Origin of the sequence: Agrobacterium sp. SORGH_AS 787 (assembly GCF_030819035.1) — a bacterium.
In the GTDB taxonomy this organism is placed as follows: domain Bacteria; phylum Pseudomonadota; class Alphaproteobacteria; order Rhizobiales; family Rhizobiaceae; genus Agrobacterium; species Agrobacterium larrymoorei_B.
Map to the genome: position 1 here is coordinate 2,412,462 of NZ_JAUTBG010000002.1, position 19,988 is coordinate 2,432,449.

At 56.8% G+C, this 19,988-nt stretch carries 18 protein-coding genes, 1 tRNA gene and 2 pseudogenes; 12 read left to right on the forward strand and 9 right to left on the reverse strand.

What is annotated here, in order from left to right:
* Positions 1-218 precede the first annotated feature (218 nt).
* Positions 219-308, forward strand: a tRNA-Ser gene (locus QE435_RS20980).
* A 113-nt stretch (positions 309-421) separates the two neighbouring features.
* Here the strand turns inward: QE435_RS20980 and QE435_RS20985 are convergent.
* Positions 422-1,525: a hypothetical protein gene (locus QE435_RS20985; protein WP_349042546.1), complete on the reverse strand. Its 1,104-nt coding sequence runs from the start codon at positions 1,523-1,525 to the stop codon at positions 422-424.
* Between the two features lie 94 nt (positions 1,526-1,619).
* Complete coding sequence (locus tag QE435_RS20990; RefSeq protein ID WP_349042547.1) at positions 1,620-2,558, reverse strand: LysR family transcriptional regulator; 939 nt, start codon at positions 2,556-2,558, stop codon at positions 1,620-1,622.
* Positions 2,559-2,650: 92 nt separating this feature from the next.
* Here QE435_RS20990 and poxB point away from each other — a divergent pair.
* From poxB to QE435_RS21005, 3 genes and pseudogenes are all read left to right on the forward strand, one after another.
* Positions 2,651-4,376: pseudogene (gene poxB, locus QE435_RS20995) on the forward strand (ubiquinone-dependent pyruvate dehydrogenase).
* A gap of 12 nt (positions 4,377-4,388) precedes the next feature.
* Entirely contained in the window at positions 4,389-4,874 is a 486-nt protein-coding gene (locus QE435_RS21000) for an FUSC family protein (RefSeq protein WP_349042548.1), read from the forward strand.
* A 162-nt stretch (positions 4,875-5,036) separates the two neighbouring features.
* A complete protein-coding gene (locus QE435_RS21005) occupies positions 5,037-6,725 on the forward strand; it encodes an FUSC family protein (RefSeq protein ID WP_349042549.1) in 1,689 nt (562 codons plus the stop codon).
* A gap of 98 nt (positions 6,726-6,823) precedes the next feature.
* On the opposite strand, the gene QE435_RS21010 is transcribed toward QE435_RS21005, so the two are convergent.
* From QE435_RS21010 to QE435_RS21025, 4 genes are all read right to left on the reverse strand, one after another.
* Complete coding sequence (locus tag QE435_RS21010) at positions 6,824-7,327, reverse strand: DUF992 domain-containing protein (RefSeq protein WP_349042550.1); 504 nt, start codon at positions 7,325-7,327, stop codon at positions 6,824-6,826.
* On the reverse strand, positions 7,324-7,647 hold the full coding sequence (locus tag QE435_RS21015; RefSeq protein WP_349042551.1) for a BON domain-containing protein: 324 nt from the start codon (positions 7,645-7,647) through the stop codon (positions 7,324-7,326). The genes QE435_RS21010 and QE435_RS21015 overlap by 4 nt, the downstream gene beginning before the upstream one ends.
* 25 nt (positions 7,648-7,672) lie before the next feature.
* Positions 7,673-7,852, reverse strand: a complete 180-nt coding sequence (locus QE435_RS21020) for a CsbD family protein (protein ID WP_306932905.1) — start codon at positions 7,850-7,852, stop codon at positions 7,673-7,675.
* A gap of 147 nt (positions 7,853-7,999) precedes the next feature.
* On the reverse strand, positions 8,000-9,484 hold the full coding sequence (locus tag QE435_RS21025; protein WP_349042552.1) for a helix-turn-helix transcriptional regulator: 1,485 nt from the start codon (positions 9,482-9,484) through the stop codon (positions 8,000-8,002).
* A 162-nt stretch (positions 9,485-9,646) separates the two neighbouring features.
* Between QE435_RS21025 and QE435_RS21030 the strand changes: the two genes are divergently transcribed.
* From QE435_RS21030 to QE435_RS21055, 6 genes are all read left to right on the forward strand, one after another.
* A complete protein-coding gene (locus tag QE435_RS21030) occupies positions 9,647-10,093 on the forward strand; it encodes a YaiI/YqxD family protein (RefSeq protein WP_306932908.1) in 447 nt (148 codons plus the stop codon).
* A gap of 6 nt (positions 10,094-10,099) precedes the next feature.
* Entirely contained in the window at positions 10,100-10,774 is a 675-nt protein-coding gene (locus QE435_RS21035) for a DUF1345 domain-containing protein (protein WP_309771081.1), read from the forward strand.
* A 27-nt stretch (positions 10,775-10,801) separates the two neighbouring features.
* Positions 10,802-11,635: an S-formylglutathione hydrolase gene (gene fghA / locus QE435_RS21040; protein ID WP_349042553.1), complete on the forward strand. Its 834-nt coding sequence runs from the start codon at positions 10,802-10,804 to the stop codon at positions 11,633-11,635.
* Between the two features lie 148 nt (positions 11,636-11,783).
* Complete coding sequence (locus tag QE435_RS21045) at positions 11,784-12,383, forward strand: PAS domain-containing protein (protein WP_306932914.1); 600 nt, start codon at positions 11,784-11,786, stop codon at positions 12,381-12,383.
* A 2-nt stretch (positions 12,384-12,385) separates the two neighbouring features.
* Positions 12,386-15,814 carry a CheR family methyltransferase gene (locus tag QE435_RS21050; protein ID WP_349042554.1) on the forward strand — a complete coding sequence of 1,143 codons (3,429 nt, stop codon included), beginning with the start codon at positions 12,386-12,388 and terminating at the stop codon, positions 15,812-15,814.
* The gene (locus QE435_RS21055; RefSeq protein ID WP_349042555.1) at positions 15,786-16,181 is read left to right on the forward strand and encodes a response regulator; all 396 of its coding nucleotides are present in this window, start codon (positions 15,786-15,788) and stop codon (positions 16,179-16,181) included. Before QE435_RS21050 ends, QE435_RS21055 begins: the two co-directional genes overlap by 29 nt.
* A 72-nt stretch (positions 16,182-16,253) precedes the next feature.
* Here the strand turns inward: QE435_RS21055 and QE435_RS21060 are convergent, their stop codons facing one another.
* From QE435_RS21060 to QE435_RS21070, 3 genes are all read right to left on the reverse strand, one after another.
* Positions 16,254-16,628, reverse strand: a complete 375-nt coding sequence (locus QE435_RS21060) for a hypothetical protein (protein WP_306932917.1) — start codon at positions 16,626-16,628, stop codon at positions 16,254-16,256.
* 549 nt (positions 16,629-17,177) lie between these two features.
* Entirely contained in the window at positions 17,178-17,525 is a 348-nt protein-coding gene (locus tag QE435_RS21065; RefSeq protein ID WP_349042556.1) for a hypothetical protein, read from the reverse strand.
* A 45-nt stretch (positions 17,526-17,570) separates the two neighbouring features.
* A complete protein-coding gene (locus QE435_RS21070; RefSeq protein WP_309772998.1) occupies positions 17,571-17,837 on the reverse strand; it encodes a hypothetical protein in 267 nt (88 codons plus the stop codon).
* Positions 17,838-18,106: 269 nt separating this feature from the next.
* On the opposite strand from QE435_RS21070, the pseudogene QE435_RS21075 reads away from it, so the two are divergent.
* Together QE435_RS21075 and QE435_RS21080 are read left to right on the forward strand one after the other, a co-directional pair.
* Positions 18,107-19,568 (forward strand): annotated as a pseudogene (locus QE435_RS21075) (D-alanyl-D-alanine carboxypeptidase).
* Between the two features lie 26 nt (positions 19,569-19,594).
* On the forward strand, positions 19,595-19,921 hold the full coding sequence (locus QE435_RS21080) for a hypothetical protein (RefSeq protein ID WP_349042557.1): 327 nt from the start codon (positions 19,595-19,597) through the stop codon (positions 19,919-19,921).
* Positions 19,922-19,988: the final 67 nt, after the last annotated feature.

Consider the following 19,988-nt stretch of genomic DNA (forward strand, 5'->3'; position numbering starts at 1 on the left):
CACCTCGATGATCACGCCCATCACACCGAAGCACTTAACGGATGCCTAATCTTGCCCGCAACATGGCGAAAATGCGAACGATAGGTTCTGGAAAGTTAAAATTGTAATCAACGTGGTTAAGGTTTGGTTAAAATTGCGCCGACGGGAGCGACTGGAAAATAAGGCTTTTGAGGCAATTGACGCGCTGGCGCAAACGTTTATAAACCCGCGACAGGCAAGGATGGGTGTCCGAGTGGTTTAAGGAACCGGTCTTGAAAACCGGCGTGCGGGAGACCGTACCGTGGGTTCGAATCCCACCCCATCCGCCACTGATTCCTTTTTTATTTCAAAGACATAACTGGTCTGTTTGCCACAGGAAGCGAATAGTACACGTCAGAAAACGAGCCAGAACCGTGTAACTGTTCCGGCCCATCGCGATGACTCACTTCCAGCTTCTATAGTCGCCTGCCGTGCATCCAAACGGTGCGTCCTGGTCGCCGAAACGCTTCTGCAATTGAGCGCAGCCCCATTTGTTGATCGGGCCTGGCATCAGGTTGTTGATGTCCATCGCTGGTGACGTGAATTGTGACGGCGCAGCGGTGACATACCAGAGCCAGTAGCCTCCGAGCCCGACAATCATCAGCAGTATGATAATACCGAACGCCTTGACGCCATGCACGGCGGAGGCGCCAGCCGATTTTTGAGGCTGGGTTCTTGTGGTCTGTGTGTTTTCCGAAACGGCTGCATCGGGAGCGAAAGCTGACAATGCCTGCGCCCTCTCCGCTTCGGTCATTTCGATACGCTCCAAACGGCTATCCAGAATGACCGGCAGAGGGCTGTTCTTCTGCCATGCGGCGAGAGCGATATCGTGCTTCTCGGATTGTCCATTGATGAATGGAACCTCGTCCTTGCGCATCAGCGAGAAGGATTGCCGCTTTGTCTTGTCGTCGCGAATGGTGTCTGAATAGGTGAGGAAGACTCCGCCGCGCTTTTTGGTGACATTCGTCAGAGCGACCGGCAACAGGGTGAGTGGCTGCGCTTCGTTGAGCTTCGCCTTTGCCCGGAAGTATCGAACGAGTGCCACAAACAGTGCAATACCGCCGAAGCTCAGAAGAACGGCGATGATCACCAGCGTGACGATCCGGTTCCACAGCATGTCGAGACCGAGCGAAATCGTCGCAAGCTGAGGATCCGAGCCCGAGATAAAGAGGCCTGCCTCGTAGTCTCCGGAGTGGATATCGACGAACATCACCTCGACGTCGCTATCGTAGTGCTTGCCTTGATAGTCATAGGCGAGCTTGGCGGTGCAGGTAGTGAAGACAGCCTTACGGGTCTTGCAACTGCCGTTAAGGTCGCCGTCCTCAATCTCAACCGGGTTCTGGCTGATCTTGTAATCCCGGATAATTCCCGGTCCTTCCGCTACCAGCATGAAGACGGCAATTGCCAGCAGGATTACCGGAGAGAAGGAGTAGGCGAACGGTATGGACAACACGCCGCGCTTCAATTTCAAAGGGCGCGGTGGAAGCTTTATGTCTGGAATTAGCATGATGGCCTTTGCGCGTTTTTGATCACAAGCGCGGCATCAATAGTTGAACAGCATTTGCTAAACAACCGCCACAGGCCACATAGATCACATCTCCTTATCTCAGAGCGGGCGCAAAATCGGCTGGAGCATTGGACCTCGCAGTTTGCACAGCACTCGTCACGAAGGATGTCACCAGCTTCGCATGGTCGTCGGTCCGTGTGGCGATTGCGATCGGCGCGCGAGGCGACTTCCCGGCGATCGGGCGGTAGACAGCTCCTTCATTGCGTATCGAAGCGACAGAACGCGGCACGATCGAAACGCCGAAACCTGCCGCAACCAGCGGGATGATGGAGACGATCTGCGACGCCTCCTGGCCCAGCTTGGGACTGACGCCTGCCTCGTTGCACGCCGAGACGATGCTGTCGTAAAGACCGGGCCCAATGTCCCGTGGGAAGAGAATGAGATTCTCACCGGCGACAGCGTCAAGCGGCAACTTGTCATGGTCACACAAGGGATGATCCGCAGGCAGCGCCACCACCATGTCCTCATCGAGGCAGGCCCGAACAGAGAGCAAGCCATCCTCCAAAACGGGTGGGCGGATAAAAGCCACATCCAGCCTTCCCTCGCGCAGGCCAGCAAGAAGTGCGGGAGTGTTGCTCTGCTCCGGCGACAGCACCACATCGGGATAGGCTGAGCGGTAAGCGCGAATGATAAGCGGAATGGCCGGATGAAAATAGGTGGCTCCGGCAAAGCCCAGGCGAAGGCGGCCAGTCTGGCCCGCCGCGTGGCGTCGAACCTGAGTGACGGCATCCTCAAAACGCCCGACGATGTCGAGCGCTGTGTCCTGAAACACCCTCCCCGCAGCCGTTAGTTCTACCCCCTTGGCATGACGGGTAAAAAGCCGAGCGCCCACCGTTTCTTCAAGCTGGCGGATCTGCATGCTGAGCGGCGGCTGGCGAATGCCGATCCTGTCTGCCGCGCGGGTAAAATGCTTTTCGTCTGCAACGACGAGAAAGTAGCGAAGCCGCCGAATATCAATGTCATCCAATATCATATATGAAAAAGCCTCAATCCATATATTGGAAATTAGATCGAAACGTCTCTAGCTTTCAAGGAAGAACAACGACGTGAAGAAAGGAGACATCCATGACCATGACCGTCGCTGATCTACTGGCAGAAAGCCTCGCCGATATTGGCGTTGAGCGCATCTGGGGCGTTACGGGCGATAGCCTCAACGGGCTGAACGACAGCTTGAGGCGGCTTGGGAAAATAGAATGGATGCATGTGCGCCATGAAGAGACCGCTGCCTTTGCGGCGGGCGCCGAAGCGGCGGTAATAGGTAAGCTTGCCGTCTGCGCGGGCAGCTGCGGCCCGGGCAACCTCCATTTGATCAATGGCCTGTTCGACTGCAAGCGCAACCACGTTCCGGTGCTGGCAATTGCGGCCCATATACCATCCTCCGAAATCGGGCTTGGCTATTTTCAGGAAACCCATCCGCAGGAACTGTTTCGCGAATGCGCGGATTTTGTCGAGCTTGTCTCAAATCCCGCGCAGATGCCGGGCGTTCTCAACCGCGCGCTGAATACGGCGATCGGCCAGAACGGTGTTGCCGTGCTTGTCATTCCGGGCGATGTCGCTCTCGCCGATGCGCCCGTTTCGACGGTTCCGCCTCAGGCCGTTCCGTCCCTGCCCCGCATTCTTCCACGCGAAGAGGAAATCAGCCGCCTCGCCGAGTTACTGAATGAGGGCAAGGCGATCACCATTCTCGCGGGCAGCGGCTGTGCCGGCCATCACGACGCGGTCGTGGCTCTGGCGGATGCGTTGAAAGCTCCTGTCGTGCATGCGCTGCGCGGCAAGGAACACGTCGAATGGGACAATCCCTTCGATGTCGGCATGACTGGCCTCATCGGCTTCTCGTCTGGTTATCACGCGATGGAAAATGCCGACACACTCGTCATGCTCGGTACCGACTTCCCCTATCGCACCTTCTATCCCACCAAGGCGCGGATCGTTCAGATCGACCGAGATGCGGGGCGCGCTCGGCAAGCGCGCGCCCCTGACACTAGGCCTGGTCGGCGATGTCGGCGAAACGATTGCCGCCCTCCTGCCCCACTTGAAACCCCGCACTGACACTCGTTTTCTTGATGCTGCTCGTGCAAATTACGTCAAGGCGCGCGAAGGGCTGGACGATCTGGCAAAACCTTCCGGCGCCGGCAAGCCGATCCATCCCCAGTATCTGGCGCAACGGGTCAGCGAACTTGCTGCACAAGATGCGATCTTCACAGCCGATGTCGGCACCCCCACCGTCTGGGCGGCACGCTACCTCGCGATGAATGGCAAGCGGCGTCTTCTCGGCTCTTTTAATCACGGTTCGATGGCAAACGCCATGCTTCAGGCCATCGGCGCGCAGGCTGCAGCACCGGATCGGCAGATCGTGTCACTTTCGGGTGACGGCGGATTCACCATGATGATGGGCGATTTCATCACGCTGTCGCAACTCAACCTGCCGGTGAAAATCATTGTCTTCAATAACGGCTCCCTCGGCTTCGTAGCGATGGAGATGAAAGCGGCGGGCTATATCGACACGGGCACAGACCTGAAGAACCCAAATTTTGCCGCCATGGCCAACGCCATGGGCATCAAAGGCATCCGGGTGGAAGAGTCGGTTGACGTCGATTGGGCACTGAGTTCGGCCTTTGCCCATCCAGGACCTGTGCTGGTCGATGTCGTAACCGCGAAACAGGAACTCGTCATGCCGCCGAAGATCAAGGCGGAACAGGCCAAGGGCTTCAGCCTCTATATGCTGAGGGCCATCATCAGTGGCCGCGGTGATGAAGTGGTTGAACTCGCCCGTACAAATCTGCTGCGGTAAGGGAAGACGAGAGTGAACGAGACACGCGTCCGCGACCTGGCTTTCGTTCTGCGCTGCTCCGGGGCCGCGACACTGTCCTTCATCCTGGCAGAGGCGGTCCGGCTTCCCCATCCCGTCTGGGCGGCCATGTCCGGCATCATCGTGGGTCAGGAAAGGCTTGGCGATACCCGCCAAGCCACTATCGGGCGGTTTGTCGGCACCCTGCTTGGTGTGATCATCGCCGTCGTCGTCGGCACGACGTCACAGTGGCTTGGCGCGGGGCAGGCTTACGAAATTGCCATTGCGGTCGGATTGGCTGCCATCATCGTGCGGCGTTATCCATCCCTCAAGGTCTGCATGTGGACCTGCCCCATCGTGTTCCTGACAACCACGGCCGACACGCCTTTGTGGGAAGTGGGATTGTATCGAGGCGCGGAGGTTTTGCTGGGAAGCGCTGTTGGTACGTTGGTGCATGCTGTTGCAGAACAAATCATATGGGTACGCTATGGCCGCTCTTGAGCAGCAAAGACGCCTCAGCAAAATCAGGCGGAAAAGTAGACGGGCTATCCATTATCTTCGACGGGCAGCACGCCGGCTGGAGTTGCGGGCCGTCGGCTTGCTGCCAGAGCAGTTTAGCGGCGATGAAGGTGCGCGCGCAGCGCTTGCTGTCGGAGCACCGTTGTGATTCTCGCGCTGGTGGCCGGTCAGCCCTCACTGGGATGGGCAGTCTTTGCTGCGTTCTGGACATGTCTTTGCGACGGACCGGGTCCTCATGCCATGCGCCGCCGCACACTCGGACTTTTCGTCCTGATCGGCACCGCGATCGCCTTCACCGGATCGTGGGCCGCGTCGGCGGGAACGGAAGCTGGCCTTGCCGTCGGCCCTGCCCTTGTCTTCGTTGCCATACTGGTTGGGGCGGCTTTTTCCCTGGACGGCGTGCTCGGGACCCTGCTTGCTGTTGTCGCCGTCGTTGCCGTGGGCTTTCCGCACCCACTTCCAACTGCGACAGCACAGTCGCTGACTTTCCTGGCCGGTGGAAGCTGGGCCTTCCTCCTGATCAACTTGTTCTGGCGCATCGATCCAACGGCATCACTCCACCGGAACGCGGGCGCCGTCATTACGCGCCTGTCAGACATGGCGAAAGACCTGGCCGCGATCGGCGATGGCGGCCATAGGGACGCGCAGTGGCATAGTGAACATGCCGAACACAGACGTGCCGTTCGAATGGCGATGGAGCGGCTGAGAGCGGTGCTGGCACGGTACCCGGGAGATGCACGCCGATATCACAATGCGCTTCGAGCGACCGAGATCATCTTTGGCGCCCTCGTCGCTTTGGACCATGCCTATATCCACAAGTTGGGGCCGACAACAGAGCGTGCGGTGACGGCACGCGCATTCGACACCGCCCTGCTCGGTGTCCGCCTCTCTTTACGAGAGAGGAGTAAGAAAGTCGTTTTGCGCCGTGGCATCGAACGGCTGGAAAGGATAGGCAACACTCTCACGGACGATGTCATGACTGGCTGTGTGCTGGCATTGCAGCAGGCGTTGCACGTAGTGGAAAACACGGATCAGTCCACCGAGGCCCTGGCAGCACCGCCGGATCAGGCCGCCACGAACTGGAAGGACCGGATGAATGGTGCGCTCCGACTGGCTTTACGGCAGTCAGCGGGCGTCATTGGCGTCTACTACGCCGCCATCATCTTTCAGCTGGGCTATCCCTACTGGGCAACAATGGCGTTGATCGTCTGCCTTCAGGGCGGCGCTCGCGTGACATGGGCGCGGTCGCTTGAACGTGTTCTTGGCTCCCTGCTCGGTGGCGTGTTGGCGCTGAGCCTGCTTTTCATCACGCAGAATCAAATGGTGTTATGCCCCCTGGCTATCCTGCTCGCCAGTGTTACGATTTCGCTGCGGTCGGTGAATTACACGATCTTCGTCGTCTTCCTGACGACGCTCTTCATTATCGTGACCGATATGATGCATCCTGGAAGTGGCATTGCCGCAGCGCGGGTGGTCGATAACCTCCTGGGCAGTATCGCGGCACTGCTTGCCGTTCTCGTTCTGTGGCCGGATCTCGGCCCCCCGCTTCATCAGCTGATCACCAAAGGCCGGGAGGCGAACCTTGCCTATCTGGAAAACGTCATCGCCGGCAGACCTGTCCTTGAAGTGCGCACCGCACAGCGTACCGCAGGTTTGGCGAGCATCGATGTCGAGGTCGCGCTGCACGACCTTGCCGGGTTGCGATACCGCCGCCATCGCCTCAACGAAGGCGATCAGTTGGCTCTGCGTGAGATGCGCAACCTTGCAGGAGAGGCGGCAGCCGCCTGGCATAGGCGGCTTGGAGAGCACCATAGGCCTGAAGACAATCAATAGAAAGAAACAGGCACTTGAAACAGTCGGGGCGGTGTAAACCCCACCGCCCCGCACGCATGTCATCCGCTTCTGATCTTGTTTTAGTCTCAGCGCGCCAATTAGCTGGCAGACTTCAACTGAAGGCTAGCGATACCGGCTGCAAGGTTGACGCCCGTGCCTGCCTGGGCACTCAGCGGCTGCAGCGCGAAGTTCTTGGCGTTGCCGCCGATCAGAGCGTTTGCACCGAGACCGACACCAACCGCGGCAGAGGCCGATGCGCCGACATAAGTACCGCTGAGTGCGCCATCGCCGACACGGGATTCAGCCGTGTTAAAGACGATCCAGCTCAGATATTGCTTTCCGGTAACACCGACGTCGAGGCCGATCTTGCCGATTTTACCCGTGTAGCGTTCAACTTCACCCGAACGCTGACGGAACTCGCAGGATACCGCCTTGCTTGATCCGACGACCAGGCCGATGCCGCCTGCGATTTCACAAGATAGCGTGCCGACCCGCTCTTTCTGTGCGGTTTCCATATGCTTGTGCGAGCGCTTTGCTTCGGCATGTGCGACCGGTGCAACGGCAAGAGCGGCAACTGCGGTGGCAAGAACGAGCTTCTTCATAGGGGACTCCTGTTGTCGTTTATAGAGAGATCTGGTCTGGCCATGCGCCGGGGCGCTATGGACTGGATTGTCGGCTTAATTGAGAGATCGGCGATGATCGGACGAGAAGCAAAACACTCCGCGATGAAAACTGCGCATTCGAGTGAGGCAAGCGTTTCCACCTCACCCGTTAGCATAACCCTGCCATTCTCGATGGACACCGTGATACGACTGCCTTCCTGGCCATCCGCATAGGCAATGATGGCTTGAAGTGCGGCGCAGAGGCTGCAGTCCTGGGGGTTCGCGACTGGTGACCGTGCCTCGTCGGAAGAAATCATCATCTCGATCGACTCCTTGCCAAGGTCTTCACTTGAAGGCCCTGCGCACGGTGTCCTTCGACTCGCCGTACTTGCTTTGCACTTCGCCTGCTACCTTTTCGGCGCGGCCTTCAGCCTGCATACGCACGTTGCCAGCGATCTTGCCGACGGCTTCCTTGATCGAGCCCTTGACCTGGCGAACTGCGCCTTCGATGCGGTTGTTATCCATATTAGAACTCCTTCCTTTTCATCGTTATGTCGCCGTCATTGGCGCCATGATGAAAAGATAGAGTGAGGCACAACTCCGCATCAGAGAGAAAACTACTAATCCTACTGGTACAAACTGGCCTATTTTCAGTAAAATCAGCGGGAAGATTTATGTCTTGCGCAATTTGCGCCCGCTGAAGCCACGCTCGCGCGCCCAGATGACCGCCGCTGCACGGCGGTTGACACCGATCTTGCCGTAGAGAGAGGCAATATGGTTGCGGATCGTGTGTTTGGAGAGGTTCAGCCTGTCGCTCATCTCCTTGTCGCTGCAGCCTTCGCAGATCAATGTGAGAATATCGTCTTCGCGCTCGGTCAGATCGCTAAGCGATGCCGTCGAGACCGTTCCTCTTGATGTCTGACGAAGGCCCGCCAGCCTCTCCACCACCGTGCGGCTGAACCAGGAGGTGTCGGCCATGACGGTTTCTATGGCCTCGATCAATTCGTCTTCGGATCGGCGACGTTCCGTCACATCCTGAAGTGCCCAGATGACGCAGAGCTGGTCATTGATTTCGACGCGTTCCGCAGAGACGACACATTCAGCGCTGCTGCCATCCTTGAGATTCATTCTGAGCGGCTCTTCGCGGATCGGCACATTGCTTTTCAAGCGGCGTTCCACGTCTCTGCGTGCATTGACGTCATCCCACAATTTCAGTTCGCTCGCTGTCTTGCCGATGATGTCCTGCTCCTTGCGTCCGCACAGCTGAAGAAACGCATTGTTGACTTCGGTGAAGACGAAGTCCTCGAGCCGGGAAATCGCAGTTGGCGCCGGGGAGAGACGGAAGGATTTGAAGAAGCGTTCCTCGCTCTGGCGAAGCGCATTCTGCGCCTTTCTGCGCCCATCGAGATCGGCGAAGGTAAAAAGCATGCAGGGCTCTTCGCCAACGGCGATCACCTCGCCCGCAACGATAACCAGCCGGTCACCCTCTGGGATTGGGATTAACGCTTCCCGGTGACGAATGACGCGTCCGTCCTCAAGCCGATCAAGCGCGTCCTGTCCGGTTTCGCAATTGGAAAAGAGACCAAGCTCCTCAACGCTCCGGCCGATGATCTCCTCGCGGGTAAACCCGGTCATTTCCATGAAACCCTGATTGACGCGGATGAAGCGTTTGTCCTGCATGCGGCAGATCAGACCCGGTGCCGGATTGGCGTTGAAGGCTCTTTCGAAGCGCTCTTCCGCCTCATAAAGCGGTGTCTCGTCGCGAATGATCAGAACCGTCACATCCGGCTTTGCACCCGCATCCTCAATCACCATGCCTCGAACGGTATGGACCCACGTCTGGTCGAGATCGGAGGCTGGCGAAATCTCGACGGTAACATCATCAACCTCCTCGCCGGCAAACAGCCTTTCCAAGGGATATTGCCCCTCATCCAGAAGATGGTTGTTGCGATAGCGCAGGGTGAAATTTTTGCGATAGGCGGCAATGTCTGCGCCAAGCTCATCAAGCGTCTCCACCCTATGCATATCGAGCGCCGATTTGTTGGCCCAAGAAATGGCGCCATCCGGCTCCAGCAAAATGAGCCCGTCGCTCAAGCCCGCAATGACTTGCTGTAAAACAAGACGGTTGATCTTCGGGGACTGCTCGACGTCTGTCATAAGGGGCAATCTCTTTCTTTTATGAATGACTTAAAATGGATCGAAGACGATAGCGTCATAAAACGCGGGCAAGCGCAAACATGTTGCGCAGGGCCGGAAAAAAGCTCAAATGGGCACCCAGGCGATTGCCCTACGAACAATCCAAAAGGACGAACCTTCTCGATGCCGCAGATCTATGTCGATGCCGATGCGTGTCCGGTGAAGACGGAAATATTGAAAGTCGCAGAACGGCATGATCTCGACGTTACCTTTGTCGCCAATTCTGGGCTGCGGCCCTCTCGTGATCCGAAGGTGAAGAATGTGATCGTCTCCAGCGGTTTCGATGCGGCTGATGATTGGATCGCCGAACGCGCCGGCGAAGGTGACATCGTCATCACCGCGGATGTTCCGCTGGCAGGTCGTTGTGTCGCAAATGGCGCGATGGTGACGGGTCCGACCGGTCGCGTTTTCGATCAAACCAATATCGGAATGGCAACCGCCATGCGCGATCTGGGCGCGCATCTGCGTGAAACCGGAGAAAGCAAAGGCTACAATGCCGCCTTCTCCCCACGCGACCGTTCGCAGTTCCTGGAAACACTTGACCGGCTGTGTCGCCGGATAAAGAAGTAATCGAGCATGGCGACAGCACCCAAGACCAAAGAACAGACAAAGATCAGCCTTTATACGCGTCACCGGCCGTTTCTGATTGCCGCAGTCCTGGGAGGCGCGGTGCTGGCAGCAACGCTCATGCTCATCCCCAAGCTCGCCATCGAATCCGCGGCCGTCGCATTTTTTCTCACCTATCTGTTCTTACTCGCCCTCCGCCTTCCTTATCTTACAGCAGCGCATCTGAAGGCGCATGCCGATAGCGACGATCTCCCGGCGATCGCCATCATCTTCATCACGCTGTTTGCGGTCGTCGTCGCCGTGGTGTCGCTGTTCATGGCGCTCAATCACTCTGGCGAAACCGCGCTGTCTCTCACCCTGTCCTTTCTATCGGTCATTTTGGGTTGGTTGACGATCCACACCATGGCAGCGGTCCATTATGCCCATCTGTTCTGGCGTCCGTCTGCCGATGGCGGCAAAAGAGAGCCGAAGGGTGGCATGGATTTTCCTGAGACCAAAGCCCCTGGCATTTACGAGTTTCTCTATTTCTCCGTCGTCATCGGCATGACGGCGCAGACTTCCGACGTTGCCGTGACCACGACGGCCATGCGTAAGGTCACGCTCGTGCACTCGATCGTGTCTTTCTTCTTCAATACGGTGCTGGTGGCTGCAGCGGTTAATGCCGCTGTATCGCTTGCAGGCTGATACCGCTTTCATAAAAGGATGCAGAACATGAAGGTTATTTCTCAGAACACGGCTTTCGGCGGCATGCAGGGCGTCTATGCGCATGAGTCGGAAACATGCAAATGCGAGATGACCTTCGCCGTCTTTGTGCCGCCAAAGGCGATCAATGAGCCCTGCCCTGTTCTCTGGTATCTTTCGGGCCTGACCTGCACCCATGCCAATGTGATGGAAAAGGGCGAGTATCGTAGGCTTGCAGCAGAGCTCGGTCTCATCATCGTCTGCCCGGATACTTCTCCGCGCGGCAACGACGTGGCCGACGAGTTGACGAATTGGCAGATGGGCAAAGGTGCAGGTTTCTACCTCGATGCCACCCAGGCGCCCTGGGCTGAGCATTACCAAATGTACAGCTACATCACGGAAGAGCTTCCCGCGCTGATCGGTGAGCACTTCCGCGCCGATATGACCCGCCAGGGTATTTTCGGACATTCGATGGGCGGTCATGGCGCCATGACGATCGCGCTGAAAAACTCCGAACGCTTCAAAAGCTGCTCTGCCTTCGCGCCGATCGTCGCACCGTCGTCGGCGGACTGGTCTCGCCCGGCGCTCGAAAAATATCTTGGTGAAGATCAATCGGCTTGGCGCAACTACGATGCCTGCGCATTGGTCGAAGATGGCGCACGCTTCCCCGAATTTCTGATCGACCAGGGAAAAGCCGACAGTTTCCTCGAAAACGGCTTGCGTCCATGGCTCTTCGAAGAGGCTGTCAAGGGAACCGATATCGGCCTCACACTACGCCTTCATGACCGTTACGATCACTCTTACTACTTTATCTCCACCTTCATGGACGATCACCTGAAGTGGCACGCGCAGCGTCTTCTTTAAGACGGCAGAATTGCGTCGGCAGTCATCGACATCAAGCTTAGATGAAGGGCATGTTTTCATGCTGCAAGTGATGTTTATCGCGACTTGCCCTTATCAAAACAAGAAATCTACCTTAATTAAATAAGAAATACATTGAGTTGATGAGACAATGCCGACATCGTTTATTCTGCCTCCCCTCCGGGAGTTCTTCAATAATGCAACAGTCGCCCTCGCGCTTGCCGAAGCGAAAGGAGACAACGAACTCGTTCTCGTCAACCAGCATTTCAAAACCTTGACCGGCTATGAAGACGCCGATGTGCTGGGCAAGAATTGCCGTATGCTGCAGCACAGCGCAGATGGTGAGCGAGCCTTGAACGAGGAGGCGCGCACGAAGATACATTCCTTCCTGTCGCGGCCGACCTCTTCGGTGATACGGACGCCCATCGTCAATTTCCGCAAAGATGGCAGCCCTTTCGTCAACCTCCTGTTCATGTCGAAACTGACTTCGTCCTCCGGCGACGTTCAGTACATCTTCGCCTCGCAATTCGATATCAGCCGCACCAGGCCCGATCTCCTCGACAGATACAACACTGATCTAGGCACGACGCTCACCCGTATTCAGCCCATGCTGGAAGGCCACAACGTCATCATCGAAGGCAGTCTGGCAACGATTGCAAGCTCGGCCACCACCATCGCGCAGGCAAAAGTGACCTTGGCCGAACTTGATAAAAGCGACCAGAGCCATTCTGGTGAGACCTTGAGGAATTGAGCTTGAACCAACGTTCAGAAGCCCAGGATGTGCCCGTCGTCGGTATCGGATCATCTGCCGGAGGGCTGGAAGCTCTGCGTGAGATGTTCGCCTCCGCTGAAGTCCCTACCGGCCTTGCCTTCGTCGTCGTTCAGCATCTCGATCCTCATCATGAAAGCATGCTGGCGGAGCTGATCGGACGACACACAGCACTCTCCGTCAAGCAGTGTCAGGGCGGAGAGCGCATACAGCCGGATACCGTTTTTATCATACCGCCAGGGCATGGCCTGTCCATTTCAAACGGTACGCTTGAGCTGACGAATTTTGCCCAGCCGCGCGGACTGCGTCGCCCGATCGACGATTTTTTTATCTCGCTTGCCAACGACCAGAATGGCAATGCCGCCTGCGTTATCTTGTCAGGCACGGGCGCAGACGGTTCGACGGGCCTTCGCGCCATCAAGGAAAATGGCGGCTTATGCGTTGCCCAGGAGCCCGCGACGGCGAAATACGACGGCATGCCGCTTGCTGCTGCAGGCACGGGTCTCGTCGACTTCATCCAGCCACCGGACAAGATTCTCACCTGCATCACGGGCTTTTTCTTCAGGCGCACGAAGGTGCTTGCCGATGCGCAACCCTCTCTGGTCGAAGATCATATTGACGAGCTGTGCAGAACGCTCCGCAACTCCGTCGGCCACGATTTTTCCGGCTATAAAAAGACCACCTTCATTCGTCGTATCGAACGCAGAATGCATGTTCTTGGGATCGAACACGCAAAGGAATATCTGCACCGGCTGCAACGCGATCACGAGGAATGCGAGGCCCTGTTTCGCGACCTGCTGATCAACGTCACGCGCTTCTTCCGCGACCGGGAGTTTTTTGACGTTCTTCGAGATCGGGCGATCCGTCCGCTCCTCCAGAGCCAGGAAGCACGTGAAGACGGCGTGCGTGTCTGGGTGCCAGGCTGCTCGAGTGGCGAAGAAGCCTATTCCATTGCCATGCTATTCGCCGAAGCGGCCCGCGAGTTGCAGGTGATGTGCGATGTCCAGATCTTCGCAACGGATATCGATGAAAGCATGCTGCAAATCGCGCGATCGGGATCTTACCCGAACGCCGCGCTGGCCGATATTCCACCGGCTTTGCAGGAGCAATATATCGTTCCACATAAGGATCGCTTCAACTTCGTCGGCCAGATCCGGGATATGATCCGCTTCTCCGGCCACAGTCTCGTCAAGGATCCGCCCTTCTCGAAGATCGACCTAGTCTCCTGCCGCAACCTGCTCATCTATTTTGACGACAAGCTGCAAAAGACCATTATGCCGCTCTTCCACTATGCGTTGCGACCGGGCGGCTTTCTTTTCCTGGGGCCGTCCGAAAGTGTCGGTCGGTTCGAGACGGTTTTCGCCAGCATCGACCAAAAGGCGCGGCTTTTCGAAAGACTGCCGGGTCTTCCCACCTATCCCATTCCGCTTCCCGGCGGACGCCAGGATCAGGGTCGTCGATCAGGCGGCGCAGACGTCCAGCACGACACAGCCAGAAGCGACGACGAAACCGTCGTGTCGCGTCTGCTTGAAAGATACGTGCCTGCCAGCATGCTTCTGGATCAGGAAGGTCAGATCATGGCGGCCTTCGGCAAGCTCAGCCGCTTTTTCGATTTTCCGGTTTCCCGCTCCAACGAGACCAGCGCTGCCTCGCTTGCTCGCCCCGGCGTGAAGGAGCAGATCGGACCTCTGCTGCGCCAAGCCCATGCCGCGAAAAAGCGCGTCATGTCCAGCAAGGTTGAAGTCATCACCGAGTTTGGCTCGCTGACGACCGACATCATCTGCGATCCGGTGGACGACGACAGGTTCCTTTTGGTGTTTCAGGACACCGGGCAGTTCAAGCCATTGGAAGAAAGCGACCTCATCAACCTTGAACCGAGCAACGGTCATGTCGAAGCCCTTGAGCGCGAACTGCGCTCGGCCAAGCATCGTCTACGCTCTGCCACCGAAGAGCTTGAGACCGCGAATGAGGAGCTGAAGAGCTCCAACGAAGAAATGATGTCGATGAACGAAGAGCTTCAATCGACAAACGAAGAGCTGACGACGGTCAATGACGAGCTAAAGAATAAGATCGAGCAGCTGACGATCGCCAATACCGATCTTCGCAACTTCTTCGATTCCACCAACCTCGCCATCATCGTTCTCGACCGAAACCTGCGTGTGCGCTCCTTCACCCGCGCCGCGACCGAAATCATGCCGCTACAAGCGTCCGATCGTGGTCGTCCAATCTCGGATGTCACCACACGCATTTTGACGCCGGACTATCTCGACCAGGTTCGTAGCGTGATGGATGATGGCGTCGATTACCAGGACACAGTCTGGCACGAAGAAACCCGAAAGACGTTTACGCTGAGAATTCTCCCCTACAGAATCTCGGACGGCACCATCACCGGTGCAACCATCGTCATGACCGACATCTCCCATGCGGTGAGTGTTGAAACCCAGTTGCAACGGGAACAGAACCGGCACGAGCTCGCTATTGAGGCTGCAGGCATCGGCGTGTGGGAATACCTTCCGGAACGCCAGGAGTTTCTACTCGGCGGCTCGACACGGGAATTGCTGCAAGCGCAAAGCAATTACCTCAGCACACACGACTTCCTCGCAAAAATTCGGGAGGAGGATCGGATAGAGGTTCTCGAAGCAATCCAGCAGGCGGAGAAAGACCACGGTGGTTTCGACCTGACGACCGAACTTGCGTCCACACAGGGATCTCGCTGGATCAAGGTGTTCGGACGTTACGTGGGAGACGTCGATTCTCCGAGGATCATCGGAGTGACCGTTGATGTGACGGCCGAATACCGGCTTGCAGAAACGCGCGAGCTGATGCTGAACGAGATGAACCACCGGGTAAAGAACCTCTTCGCCATGATCGGTGGCATCCTGCGCATGGCAGGTCGAAAGCATGACACGGTGCAAAGTCTGGTCGCAGATGTTGAAGGCCGTATACTCGCGCTGGGCAACGCTCATTCGCTCGCGTCGAACCAGAAGCGCACTGGCCCGGTCGAGATTGCGGAACTGGTCAAGACAATCCTCGCACCCTACGAGCAAAAGGGCGGCATCGAAATTTCGCAAGACTCCCTCCCAATCCCTGCAAAATGCATTACGCCGCTGACCCTCATCCTGCATGAATGGTCGACGAACGCGCTAAAATACGGAGCGCTTGGCAAAAGCGATGGCAAGCTGGATGTGAGTTGGGACGAAGATAACGAAAATATTTATCTGCTATGGAACGAAACAATAGGGAAGCCCGTTGTAGAGTTCGGGGAAAAAGGATTTGGAACTCTTCTACTGTCAAGCGCCGCGCGGCAATTGGGAGGCGAGATTGACACCAAACTCGACGGCTCCGAACTCCATCATATTCTTACTCTGCCACGTTCGGTTTTAAATGACACGCAAATCGGTACTCATCATTGAAGACGAAATATTCGTTGCCCTCGACCTCCAAATGACCTTTGAAGAGGCCGGATGGGATGTTGCAGGGCCGTTTGCCAGTATCGAGCAATCTTCGCTTTATCTGAAGGAAAATACGCCGACTTGCGCCGTCCTCGATGTGCGCTTGATTGATGGCGTAGTCTTCCCCATCGCCGACATTCTCGCCGAACGCGGCGTCCCTTTCGTTTTCCATTCCGGCCATGCCGACGGACGGCAGCTGGCACAACGCTATGCGACGTCGGCTTTCTGCCAAAAGCCTTGCCTGCCGGGAAAACTCTTGAATGAGTTGGAAAGGCTCTCGGATCGAGCAGATCCCAAGGGGCGGGACCAAGTCCGAGCGAGCGCGTAAACGATCTTCATTCTACCAAGCATATGCAAAAAAGCCGGCGTTTCAGCCGGCTTTTTCGTGAGTGAGCTGCGATTACTGGCAAACCCGGAAACTTTCCATATGCCATCCACCATCATAGGAGTTTGGCACCCGGCGATCTTCGAGCCAGCAGCGCGGTGGCGGTGGCGGTGGGGGCTCTACATACCGCGGTCCGCTATCATTGGTGATGGCGCCGCTGATAATGCCCCCCAAAAGACCGGCTGCAATACCGCCGGCGATCACCGCGCCGGTATTGTTATGATGATGCCTGCGTGGAGGATCACGATAAGGCGGAGGTGGAGGCGGAGGTCCGCGGCGATCGTAGCGATAAGGTCCATCATAATATTGAGCAGAAGCGGTTTGAACGCTGGCAAACAGCGTGCTGGCAGTCAGCACCGCGGCGAGGATTGAAAGCAGAACTTTCTTCATGGCAGAAATCTCCAGGTGAGTTGGCATCGAACTTCGCCACCCAACGCACGGTCAATTTGCCACAGCAGCGCTGAACACGCGATGAATGCGCAGCCAATCCGAAAAGACTGGATAGCCCGGAAGCAAAACCAGTTCATGGCAATTCTTTTGAGCAAGCGTACCGATCCCCGGCGCAATGACCTTTCACAACAAATAACCCTGAGCTAATTCAATCCTCGTTCCTCTTTTACGGGGGAGCTCCCAAGTCCTGAGAGCCAATCAGGTAACACCTCGCCCCGCCTTGAAGGTGGGGCTTTTTTCTTGGGCGTCGTTTGAGAGCGATGAATGATTAAAGTGCAATGAGCCAAGATCGACAAAAAATCCGATTTCTTTGGCAACCTTATTTGCGTGTTGGACGTTATATGACCGAGACTCCCAGTCTCTAGTTCCCCTCTCGACTGACAGCCCGCCTCGCGCGGGTTCTTTTTTGGGAAATAGGTCGGGCTTGCTGACGCTTTTTGTCGTCAGGCGTACCGATCACCAGCAATATGGCCTCGCCGATCACCTATTTTAAAGATAGCTTGCCGCCATCGCTCCAGGGCATTGCCCAACTTTCCCCGAGCGAACAACCTGCCCCGCCAATTCAGCGGGGCTTTTTTGTGTCATCGTCAGGGTGCGGGCACGACGACTCGCCACTTTTTGGTCTGGGGCGGGACCCGCACGCCGGGACTCCTCGCCAATGAGATGATCCAAGAGTTCAACAATGGCAGTGGGCATATTGACGATCAGGTCGTCGACCATCTGGGTGAACCAATGGTACCAATAAATGGTTAGCAGCGTCAGGAGGAGCAGCAGAAGCCACGGCCAAAGCGGCTTGCGCGGCGGCTTGGTTTTTTCCGTCTGCGTGTCGAGATTCATATCGAACTCCTTCCGCAACATACTGAATCAGGATGAACGGCCGACTCAGGCGCGCCGGTTGCGAGGCTCGCCGCCAGGCGCATAGGCTGTCTTCTGCTGAAAACGGAAAATGTTGCCGCATTGGGCACAACGGATCATGTAGTCGGCCGGGTTCGTCGAGGGGCGCTCCGCTCTGAACCCACGTGGCATTTCATCAATGCGAAAATCCACATGGGCAGATGCTTTTTCATCTATCTCCGACGCTTCGGCAAATCCGGTATGCCCGCAGCGCGAACATTCGAGTTTCCGTGAGTATCGATCGCGAGAAGCCATTCTTCGTCCTTTGATTTCAGCATCAGGTAGCAGCGGCAAGCGACCGATTCAATAGCGGCGCGCTCAACTATCATTTCACCTGTGTCTGCGAGACCGCGACACACAGCGCTAAGATTCTGAAAAGATTCACTCTGTTTGACAAAGCCAGATGCCGGAAATGCAGCATTTTATGATTCACGCATACGATTCATAAACCACTTGGTAACGTCATTCGCCTAAATTTCGAAACGTGAAATTGTCTGGCGGGGCGTGTCGGACGGATCTGTGGCATGCGATTGAAGAGTTCAACTGTGTTGAAAAAACTATCTGAGGCGCTTGGTCGCGCAGTAGGCGCGACCTCTTTTGTAAAGGCTTTGCTGTTCGCAGCGGCTGTGGCGACAACGACCGTTTCCGCCACGCAGGTGGCGAAGGCTGACCCGAAATATGCTGGCATCGTCATCGATGCCAAGACGGGTAAGGTGCTTTACAGCGAAGACCCCGACGGTCTGCGTTATCCGGCGTCCTTGACGAAAATGATGACGCTTTACCTTACCTTCGAAGCCTTGAATGCCGGACGCTTCACGCTCGACTCCAAGGTTCCGGTTTCTGCCAATGCCGCCAAGGAGCCTCCATCGAAGCTTGGCGTTCGCGCCGGCGGTTCCGTAACGGTCGAGCAAGCTATTCTCGCTCTCGTAACACGGTCTGCCAATGACATGGCAACTGCACTTGGCGAATATGTCGGGGGTTCGGAAGACCGTTTTGCACGAATGATGACGGCAAAAGCCCGTGCGCTTGGGATGACCCGAACCACTTATCGCAATGCGAACGGTCTTCCTAATACTGCGCAAATGACAACGGCGCGCGACCAGGCCCGCCTCGGCATCGCTCTCCGTCAGCATTTCCCGCAATATTACGGCTATTTCAGCACCCGCACCTTCACATTCGGCAAGCAGGTCATCGGCAACCATAACCGTCTTGTTGGTACGGTTCGCGGCGTCGACGGCATCAAGACGGGTTACACCCGCGCTGCTGGCAGCAACCTTGCAACTTCGGCGCAGCTTGACGGCCGCTCTATCGTGGCAGTCGTCCTCGGAGGACGTTCGAGTGCCGCCCGTGACGCCACAATGCGCAAGCTCGTTGCAGAATATCTGCCTAAGGCTTCGCGCGGAGGCAACAGCAACCTGATTGCGGCAACGCCGTCGGCTCCGATTGAAGAACCCGTTGCTGTCGTGGCCGCTACCTCGCCCACCTCAGGTCTTCCAAATGCTGGTCCTGTTCCCCAGCAGCGTTACGGCGACGAGGCACCGGTCTCCGCATTTGCCTCAGCGCCTGCCAATGCGGCCGTTGCCGCGATGGATGTCGCAACACGTCCGCGCGCTCCGGTAAAGCCTGTTCCTCCAGTCAGCATGAAACCGGATCGTTCCGTGGTCACCAATTCCACGAAGGTCGATAATATCGTAACCGCCTCTACGGCCCCTTCGGCTCCCGCAGCTCCCGCTGCAGGTACTGGTTGGGTCATCCAGATCGGCGCATCCCCAGACGAGAATTCCGCGCGCAACCTGCTTCAGGCAGCGCAGGATAAAGGCGGAAATGTATTGCGTACCGCCAAACCATTTACGGTCGCATTCACCAAGGACGGCGCCCAGATGTATCGCGCCCGTTTCGGTGGCTTCGACGGTCAGAATGATGCAGTCAACGCATGCAATGCTCTGAAGAAGAAATGGTGTCAGCTGCTGGGCTTCGCTCCAGTAGGCCAACCGACTGTTCCAGGACAGGCCATGACGTTTGTAAAACATGGCCTGCCCACTCCTCGAATTGTATTGAGTAACGAGGCTTTACAGATGGCGATCAATGAAAACTACCTGGACATCGCACCCGGCAAAGGCAGAAGTCAGTCCGCTTCGGTGCTTCATCCAATACACGAAGCGGCGATGAAAATTGCCGATATCGGGCTCAACAGATCCAGGCATAAGACCCGTGATCTGGTCAATCTCCTGCTTTGCCACGGCGCTCGCGCGTGGCGCAGCAACCAGCCCGATGCGACAATCCATCTTCATATTGATGGACCATCCGGCCGGGCGCCTGTGCATCTCCGTCTTCGTTGAGAAACGGCGGCTCAAAAAGAAACCCTGCGAAACCTTCGTTTCGCAGGGTTTTTTCATTTCCGGGTTC

Coding starts and splice junctions, on each gene's coding strand:
- QE435_RS20985 (WP_349042546.1), bottom strand. CDS start 1,525: ATGCTAATTCCAGACATAAAGCTTCCACCGCGCCCTTTGAAATTGAAG.
- QE435_RS20990 (WP_349042547.1), bottom strand. CDS start 2,558: ATGATATTGGATGACATTGATATTCGGCGGCTTCGCTACTTTCTCGTC.
- QE435_RS21010 (WP_349042550.1), bottom strand. CDS start 7,327: ATGAAGAAGCTCGTTCTTGCCACCGCAGTTGCCGCTCTTGCCGTTGCA.
- QE435_RS21015 (WP_349042551.1), bottom strand. CDS start 7,647: ATGATGATTTCTTCCGACGAGGCACGGTCACCAGTCGCGAACCCCCAG.
- QE435_RS21020 (WP_306932905.1), bottom strand. CDS start 7,852: ATGGATAACAACCGCATCGAAGGCGCAGTTCGCCAGGTCAAGGGCTCG.
- QE435_RS21025 (WP_349042552.1), bottom strand. CDS start 9,484: ATGACAGACGTCGAGCAGTCCCCGAAGATCAACCGTCTTGTTTTACAG.
- QE435_RS21030 (WP_306932908.1), top strand. CDS start 9,647: ATGCCGCAGATCTATGTCGATGCCGATGCGTGTCCGGTGAAGACGGAA.
- QE435_RS21035 (WP_309771081.1), top strand. CDS start 10,100: ATGGCGACAGCACCCAAGACCAAAGAACAGACAAAGATCAGCCTTTAT.
- fghA (WP_349042553.1), top strand. CDS start 10,802: ATGAAGGTTATTTCTCAGAACACGGCTTTCGGCGGCATGCAGGGCGTC.
- QE435_RS21045 (WP_306932914.1), top strand. CDS start 11,784: ATGCCGACATCGTTTATTCTGCCTCCCCTCCGGGAGTTCTTCAATAAT.
- QE435_RS21055 (WP_349042555.1), top strand. CDS start 15,786: ATGACACGCAAATCGGTACTCATCATTGAAGACGAAATATTCGTTGCC.
- QE435_RS21060 (WP_306932917.1), bottom strand. CDS start 16,628: ATGAAGAAAGTTCTGCTTTCAATCCTCGCCGCGGTGCTGACTGCCAGC.
- QE435_RS21065 (WP_349042556.1), bottom strand. CDS start 17,525: ATGAATCTCGACACGCAGACGGAAAAAACCAAGCCGCCGCGCAAGCCG.
- QE435_RS21070 (WP_309772998.1), bottom strand. CDS start 17,837: ATGGCTTCTCGCGATCGATACTCACGGAAACTCGAATGTTCGCGCTGC.
- QE435_RS21080 (WP_349042557.1), top strand. CDS start 19,595: ATGACGTTTGTAAAACATGGCCTGCCCACTCCTCGAATTGTATTGAGT.